General features: G+C 63.5%; 5 protein-coding genes. 2 read left to right on the top strand and 3 right to left on the bottom strand.

Features of this window, described 5'->3' with window-relative positions; genetic code table 11:
* Both XBLMG947_RS10080 and xopAE read left to right on the top strand, forming a co-directional pair.
* Window positions 1–1,480, top strand: a 1,480-nt coding sequence (locus XBLMG947_RS10080) for an HrpF/NolX family T3SS translocon protein (RefSeq protein ID WP_280643364.1), incomplete at its 5' end; no start/stop codon positions are given.
* 876 nt (window positions 1,481–2,356) lie between these two features.
* Window positions 2,357–4,009: a type III secretion system effector XopAE gene (gene xopAE / locus XBLMG947_RS10075; protein WP_083993014.1), complete on the top strand. Its 1,653-nt coding sequence runs from the start codon at window positions 2,357–2,359 to the stop codon at window positions 4,007–4,009.
* A gap of 414 nt (window positions 4,010–4,423) precedes the next feature.
* On the opposite strand, the gene XBLMG947_RS10070 is transcribed toward xopAE, so the two are convergent.
* From XBLMG947_RS10070 to yegS, 3 genes are all read right to left on the bottom strand, one after another.
* Entirely contained in the window at window positions 4,424–5,485 is a 1,062-nt protein-coding gene (locus XBLMG947_RS10070; RefSeq protein ID WP_065468258.1) for a threonine aldolase family protein, read from the bottom strand.
* Window positions 5,485–6,960: an anthranilate synthase component I gene (gene trpE / locus XBLMG947_RS10065; RefSeq protein WP_065468256.1), complete on the bottom strand. Its 1,476-nt coding sequence runs from the start codon at window positions 6,958–6,960 to the stop codon at window positions 5,485–5,487. The genes XBLMG947_RS10070 and trpE overlap by 1 nt, the downstream gene beginning before the upstream one ends.
* Before the next feature lie 500 nt (window positions 6,961–7,460).
* Window positions 7,461–8,390 carry a lipid kinase YegS gene (yegS, locus tag XBLMG947_RS10060; protein WP_065468254.1) on the bottom strand — a complete coding sequence of 310 codons (930 nt, stop codon included), beginning with the start codon at window positions 8,388–8,390 and terminating at the stop codon, window positions 7,461–7,463.
* Window positions 8,391–8,412: the final 22 nt, after the last annotated feature.

The following is an 8,412-nucleotide window of genomic DNA, read 5'->3' as shown; positions in this document are numbered from 1 at the left end:
GATCAAAGCGCAGGACCTGACAGACTTCTCCTACTACCATCCGCAGATCGCCGAGTACAACGACAAGGAGGCCAAGGGCTACACGCAGAACTACATTGCATCCGATAGCCCCGACAAAACCAAAGCGTCGGTCATGACGAAAAGCGACGCGCTGCGTGAGCTGTATCGTTACTCCGACTATCTGCCCGACAATCTGAGCGAGGATGAATTCGCCAAGATCGTCGACGGCGACAGCAAGACCGGCAAGTGCCCTCCGCAGGTGATCGCGGCTGCGCAATATTTTCGCGACCACCCCGACGAGTGGAAGGCGTTCGCAGGAGACTCCGGCTCGATGAGCACACCGGACTTCCTGCAGAAATCCTCGTCTCAGATGCACCTGACGGCGGACGAGCAGAAAACGCTAGACACCATCAACAGTCATCAAGATGCGTTCTACGGCGACGGCAAGGAGGTGACGCGCGACAAGCTCGATGCGATCTCCAAGGACGACAAGGCCGACCCCGCCGTCAAAGACGCCGCAACGCAGTTGTTGGGCGATCCGCTGCTGTTCGGCTTGTTGAACAACTCGATCACCGGCTACAAAAAGCCACATCACTTCTTTGGGGGTGGCCATGTCGTGGACTCGGGCAAGATCAGCCAGGACGATTTCCGGCAGTTCTATGACCACATGAGTGCAGACAACAAGACCGTAGACACCCCGGTCACGCACGAGGCGAGCTCGCCCGAGCAGCAGAAGTCTGTCGCTGACATGCTGGTGGGCAAGTACGATCCGCCGGCGGTCAAGAAACCAAAAAAGGACGTCGGTACGTTCAAACATGGCTTGCACGAGTTCCTCAAGTGGGACAGCAAGATCCTGGACTGGATGTCCGTTGGCCTCAGTGCATTGAACGGAATCCCCATCATTGGCGAGTTTGCCGATGTGGCGGCGGTTGCGTTGGAGGCCGAGTCGCAGGCGGCACAGGTTGCCGACACCGCGATTCAAGGTGGGGACATGTCGCTGGCGTTGAAGCTGGCCGCCATCAATATGGCGGGGGCAGCGGTTGGCGCAGTCGGCGGACCCACGGCCAGGATCGCGGCCAAGGGAGCCGCCAAGGGAGTCGCCGAAGCCGCGGCCAAGGAAGCAGCGGAGGCAGCGGCCAAGACCACGGCCAAGGAAACAGCGGAGGCAGGGGCCAAGAGCACGGCCAGAGGAGCAGGTAAAACGGCGACCGAGCGGCCGAGCGCCACTGAGTTCGCAAAAGGTTATGTAGCCGGCGGCGCCATCAATAAATCGGTTGAAATTCTCAAGATGCCCGTGTTGGGTGGCTTGCATTACGAAGAATATCAATTGGACAAGCAGAAAGACGGAGAGATGCACCAGAAGATGGAAGGCGCCGGCGGCATCCCGATGGGTAAGCAGTTTATTCCCGGAGGCATCGCCGACAACTTCGAGGGAGATCTGCGACAGAATCTGAGGAACGTCAGAATCCGTCGCGGATAACGCGCATCCCCCAGGGCGACATTGCGTTGGACGTCTTGCAGCCGGCGCTGCTGCTCGAAAAGGCAGGCCTTGCGGTACCGCCGGTCGATCAGCCACGACGTGCTGCAGGGTCGCGCTGCGCTGGTGCGTCGCGTTGTCGCCTGGCGCGCTTGGTGTGAACTTGTCTCTGGGTGTTTGGAAGCACGTTACGCGCCGCTGCAGCCGTAACGTGCTTCGGGCGACCAGGTGACGGGATGCCGGCGACTGCACCGGGGGCGTCGACGTCTTTGCAGCGAGGACGGTCGAGACGCATGGATACCAGGTCACGAACGATGCGACGCTCCACCTGATCGATCGCCTGTTGCCATCGTGTTGTATCGCGTTGAAAACCGATTGGGTCCAATTTCGCCGCTTTCAATGAGCAGACATGCAGGACGGATGCGCGTTCGCACACCGGCGACGTGTTCGCCAGGCGATGCAAACCTCATCGCTTCGGTACAGCGATGGTAATCGCATCGAAGTCGCCTCCGCTCCGGAACGATGCAATCAGCCGCATACGCAGGATGAATCTCCATGTTTAATGTAAATCGCCTACTGCGCTCTCGTCAGCGAGAAGACGCCACCGATCACGCCCCGGCTCACACGCCAGCTGAGGAAAGGCCGTTACTTCAACGCTCCGAGGGCGAGGGCCTGCTGAGTCGTCTGGTCCCGCGGCCGCGACGGCGCGAAAGCGCGTCAGCGGCAGACAGCCTGCCGCCTAGAAGTCAGGGGCCGGGGCGCATTTTTCGATCATCTCTGCGTCCGTCGAGGCAGCCGGTCGCGCTAGCTGGAACGTCTTCTGCACCACCGCGCAGCATCGAGCACGACATCGACGATTGGCTTACGCGCAACCTGCCGATGGCAGAGCGGGTCAACACGGGCCTCAACCTGTACGACTCGCAGATAGGGGACACGTCTAGAGAGGTACTGCAGAGCGTGGCAGACGCCATCCGCCGTGTCGCGAACAACGAAAGCACCCAGCTTGTCCTCGACAGCGGCATCCCTGCCACGACGCTACCCGATGCGATCGGCCGGCTCGACGCGCTACAGCAATTAACGCTGCTCCATACCGGGCTTGAGTCGCTGCCAGACAGCTTGGGGCAGCTTCGCCAGCTCCGCCATCTGCGGGTAGGCGGCACGCCTGGCGTGAAAAGGCTGCCACCTTCGTTGACGGGCCTGTCCAATCTAATAACGCTTAACTTGACGATGATGGCGCTGGACGAGTTGCCCGCCGACCTGGGGCGCATGCAAGGTCTGCGCAGCCTCCAGCTCAGTTGCGGGCACTATGCGCGCCTTCCGGCCAGCGTTGTCGAGTTGAGCCAGTTGAGGGAATTAAGCGTGTTTTCCTCAAAGCATTTTCGCGAGTTGCCCGAGAACATCGGTGCCATGCGGGGCCTCACATCGCTAAATGTGTCATCGAATCCCAAGCTGGAGCGGCTTCCAGCCAGCCTCACCCAGCTGCATGGGCTCGCAACACTCAACCTGTCATACAACCCAGGGCTGGCGCACTTGCCCGAGGACATCGGCCAACTGCGCAGCTTGACGGAACTGTCGCTGAAAAATTGCCGCGCGCTCCGGCATCTGCCCGACAGCATGGGGGAGCTCGCCCAGCTGCAACGGCTGGACCTGCACGGCACGGGTCTGCAGACGCTTCCGCAGTGGCTGGCCCGACTTCCCGCTGGCTGCGAGATCAAGGTGCCGGATCATCTGCGCAACCAATTGCGCCAAATCCGCGACCCGGAAGGTGCGCAGCGCGATGCACAGCGGCTCGCCGAGAGACAGCGGCTCGCCGAGAGAAGGCGGCACGCGCAGGTGCCTGTGGCGGAACAGGCCGGGTCCTCATGGAACCGGAGCGCCGAGTTCACGCGCACGTTGAAGAGTATCGATGCCGACCTGGGCGAGCGTTTTGACAAGTGGATGCAAGGCTTGGCGCAAAACGCCATGATCTTCGGTGCATCCATCACACCGGCCGACATGCCCCTGCTGGACCAGGTGGTCGCCGAGGCCGTTCGATCACCCGAATTCCGAAGCAGCTTCGGCGAATTTTTGAGCGAGCACACGCTCAAGACGCTGAACATGGATGGCATGACGCAGGTGGTCGATGTTGGGCCCGCCGTGCGAGGAGACGTCAAAACCGCGTTTACGGAGATGCTCAAGCACAAGATCATGCATACGCAGGACAACCAGACTGCACTTGGCCTGCTGCAGGAAGCGCTGCGAAATCCGAATCTGCGGCTGTCTAGAGATAGGCTGCTCCGCAGCAGGAATGAACTGACCGGACGTATGCAGATGTGGCCGCCACTGAACGCCTATATCTCCATGCACGATGTGGAGGGACAAGTGGCGCAGGACGCGGCGGCCACGTGGGCGATGGCGCAGTTCGAAGAAGCACAGGAAAATGTCATCCCGGAAGCAGAAGCCAAGCAGGAGTCCGAACAGGCGCAGGCCAACGCGAACCGCTTCATCGAGCAGCGGGCCCGTGTACTGCTGAAGGAATGGGGCATCCGTTAGGCCGTGGCGTCCGGCGATGTCACGCCCAGCCATTTAAAACGGACCGGTCTGCTGGTGATGTCGCCTAACCCAGCATTCGAGCGATTGTACGTGGCGCGAGGCGCGCATTATCCACGCGCATGTTGCACTGGACCGGAGCGGCCGGGCGCCCGCATGGATGGGTGGCGCCGAATACGAGCGCACGCCCGCAGCCAGCGTGCGATGTTCAAAAAGCAGGTGGCCAGCCGCTAGCGCATCGGCAAACCCGGTCGGGCATGACCGGTTTTGTCGCCGGCCCCTGCATCAACACGTGCGGCTGCGACGGCAGGCTGTCGACCTGCCCCGCAGCACGCATCGGCATTCCACCCAGTGCCCACGAGCACGCAACGCATCAACTGCCTCATGTGCCTTCTCGCTGGCGAATGATGCGCCTGCTTACGGCACGCCGCGCTGCAGCGACGCCACGTCCGCACACAGGCGATCGACTGCCTCGGGCGTGGTTGCCCACGAAGTAACGAAGCGGATGGTGCGGCTGCCATCGGTGCGGACGTTCCAGCGTTCGAAGTCGTAGCGCTGCGCGATCTGCTCGGCCTGCTGCGCGGTGACGGCGACGAATTGCTGATTGGTCGGCGAGTCGCTGGTGAATTCCACGCCCGCTGCCAGCAGGCCGGCGCGCAGGCGCTGCGCCATCGCGTTGGCCTGCGACGCCAGCGCGAAGAACAAGCCGTCTTTGAACAAGGCCGCGAATTGCGCGCCGAGCACCATGCCTTTGGCCAGCAACGCACCCCGCTGCTTGATCAGGTAACGCAAATCGGCCTGCAAGGCGGGGTTGACGATGACCAGCGCTTCGCCGAGCAGCGCGCCATTCTTGGTGCCGCCGATGTAGAACGCGTCGGTCAGGGCAGCAATGGTGGGCAGATCCAGATCGTTGCCGTCGGCAGTCAGGGCGGCGCCCAGACGCGCGCCGTCCAGATACAGCAGCAGATCGTTTGCGCGGCAAAACCGCGACAACGCATCGAGTTCGGCGCGCGTATAGATGGTGCCGCTTTCAGTGCTGTTGGAAATATAGACCAGCCGCAGCTGCACCATATGTTCGTTGCCGTGCACCGCAAGCACCGGCGCGATCAATGCAGGCGTCAGCTTGTCGTGCGGCGCCGGCACCGTGAGCACCTTATGCCCGGTGGCTTCGATGGCGCCGGTTTCGTGCGTGGCGATGTGCCCTGCTTCGACTGCAACCACGGCCTGGTGCGGGCGCAGGAATGCGCTGATCGCAATCAGGTTGGTCTGCGTCCCGCCGACCAATAGATGCACCGCGGCCTGCGGTTGCGCGATGGCGTTGCGAATCAGCGCCGCCGCACGTTCGCTATGCCGATCGGTGCCGTAGCCAGCGTTCTGCTCGGCACTGGCCTGCACGATCGCCTGCAGCACACGCGGGTGTGCGCCTTCGCTGTAATCGTTGCGAAAACTGATGCGTGCAGCGCTGCCCTGCCCGTCCATCACAGCCCCTTTGCGGCCTGGGCGACGGCGCGAAACAGCGCGCGGCCCTTGTTCATCGTTTCCTGCCATTCCAGGTCGGGATCGGAGTCGTAGACCACGCCGCCGCCGGCCTGCACATACAGGTAGCCGTCCTGGATGACTGCCGTGCGGATGGCGATGGCGGTGTCGGCATCGCCGTGCCAGCCGATATAGCCCACCGCACCGGAATACACGTTGCGCTTGACCGGCTCCAACTCGCGAATGATTTCCAGCGCGCGGATCTTCGGCGCACCGCTGACGGTACCGGCCGGGAAAGTGGCGCGCAGCACGTCGCTGTAATTGAGGCCGGCCTTCAACGTACCGGTCACTTCGCTGACGATGTGCATGACGTGGCTATAGCGTTCGATCACGAACTGCTCGCCCACCTTGACCGTGCCCGGCTCGGCCACGCGACCGACATCGTTGCGGCCCAGGTCGATCAGCATCACGTGCTCGGCGCGCTCTTTCGGATCGGCCAGCAATTCTTCTTCCAGCGCCTGGTCCAGCTCCGGTGTTGCGCCGCGCGGACGGGTGCCGGCGATGGGACGCACAGTGACCACGCCATCGCGCAGGCGCGCCAGGATCTCCGGCGACGAGCCGACGACTTGCGTGGCACCGACATCCAGAAAATACATGTACGGCGATGGATTCAACGCACGCAGCGCGCGGTACACATCCACCGGGCGCGCACGGAACGGCACGCGCAACCGCTGCGAGGGCACTACCTGGAAGATGTCGCCGGCGCGCACGTATTCCTGCGCCTTGCGCACCACCGCGTGGTACTGCTCGCGGGTGAACGAGGAATGGAAATCCGATTCGTCGATGGCATCGGAAATCTGCGCCTGCGGATAGCCGGCCCCGCCCTGGCGCAGGCGATGCGCCAGCTCGTCCAGGCGGCGATTTGCGCGCACATAGGCCTGCGGCTGACGCGGGTCGGCATGCACGATCAGGTACAGACGGCCCTTGAGGTTGTCGAACACCGCCAGCTCTTCGGAGAGCATCAGCAGGATATCGGGCGTGCCCAGTTCGTCGGGCTTGTCGCCAGTGCCCAGGCGCGGCTCGATGTACTGGATGCACTCGAAGCCGAACCAGCCCACCAAGCCACCGGTGAAGCCGGGCAGGCCGTCGAGTTGCGGCACCGAATGCTCGGCACGCAGCGCGTCCACCTCGGCCAGCGGGTCGGCGACCTGCCGGGTGTCGACGACTTCGCCGTGTTCGCTGACTTCCAGCGTGTGGCCGCGGAAGCTGTACACGCGCCGTGCCGGCAGGCCGATGATGGAGTAGCGGCCGAAGCGCTCACCGCCTTCGACCGATTCGAACAGATAGGTATAGGCACCGTCGGCGAGCTTCAGATAGACCGACAGCGGCGTGTCCAGGTCGGACAGCACTTCGCGGACAACGGGGATACGGGTGTGACCTTCAGCGGCCTGGCGCTGGAACTGCTCTGCAGTGATCAAGACGACTTTCCTTCCGGGACTCTGTGGCGGGGCGGACGACGGCAACGGGCCACCATCGCCACCAGCGGCGAGCGGAACAGAAGGAGCGTGGGGTCGTCAGGCGGGACACCCAGCTACTGTAGCGCAACTGCTGGCGCGGGGCAGCAGGCGCAGGCGAACCACGTTCAACAACGGCGAAGGTGGAGTGGCTGTTGCTGACGTGGAGTTGCAAGTTGGCGGAAACAGCGCTACGCAGGCGAGTTGGTTGATATCGTCAGGTAGCGGGATGTCGGGCCCAGGCGCGCGCGTTGCTGTCGAACGCGTCGTGCGCTGCATGCGGCAACTTGCAGCGACGATGTTCGGAGCCAGGTCGCTGCTGATGGCATGCGTGTCGGCGCAGCCACCCTCACCCCACTACCTTTCAAGTGAGAAGAAGGCTTAAAGCAGACAATTGCATAGCCCGCCTAGCATGCGTGCCAGGCTTTTCCGATTCCCGATTCCCGATTCCCGATTCGCGGCCATCACCCACCAAGCAGCGGGCAATGGCCAGGCAGATGCATCCGCAGCCGTGCCGGGACGCATTCGATGCGGAAGTGCCGCGAGGTTTCCGGTTCGCCGTCCAGGTTCAGGGTCAGCGGTTGCCGGGAGACGATCTCCAGCCACGGCACGCGGGCGCGCACCGCGACGCGTTCGAGCGCGGCCTGTTTGCCGCCGGTGACCAGGGTGCCGAGGGTGGCAGTCACCTCGCCGTCGAGGTCGGGCACGATGGTGACATCCAACAGGCCGTCGTCGATCACTGCCTCCGGACACAGCGCCTGGCCGCCACCGGCCTGACGCCCGTTGCCCAGCCCAAGCGCAATGAATTCGCCTTCCCAGCTGAAATCCGGGCCGCTGAAGTGGGCGCTGATCGGGTCGATGCGGCCCAGCCGCGACATCCCGGTGATGAGATAGGCCAGGCCACCGAGCATCTTCTTCAGGCCTTCGTCGGTTTCCACGGTGACCTGGGTCCCGAAGCCGCCGCTGGCGACATTGGCGCACCAATGGGGGCCATGTGGAGTGTCGATGCGCAACAGGTCGACCGGCTGCGCGACACGCTCGGCGATCAGGGTCAGCGCGTCCAACGGGGCGATCGGCAGGTTGGCGGCGGTGGCGAAGTCGTTGGCGGTGCCCAGCGGCACCAGGCCAAGCGACGGCAACGTCGCCGCATCGCCATCGTGATGCGCCAGCGCGGCTGCCACCTCGCTCAGGGTGCCATCGCCACCGGCGGCCACCACCGTGTGCACGCCGTCAGCCACCGCTTCGCCCACATAGCGCTCGGCATCGCCATCTTCCCAGGTCACCCGCACATCGAGCTGGATGCCGCGCTTGCGCAGCGTTCCCACGGCCTCACGCAGGTCCGGATTGTCGGTGGACTTGCCGTTGAGGATCAGACGCCAGTGGGACGGGGCCATACGCACTGCCGATGGTCGAGAT

The sequence above is a fragment of the Xanthomonas bromi genome (genome assembly GCF_900092025.1).
In the GTDB taxonomy this organism is placed as follows: Bacteria; Pseudomonadota; Gammaproteobacteria; order Xanthomonadales; family Xanthomonadaceae; genus Xanthomonas; species Xanthomonas bromi.
Note: the sequence above shows the minus strand (reverse complement) of the source record. Positions and strands in the feature narration are given on the sequence as shown.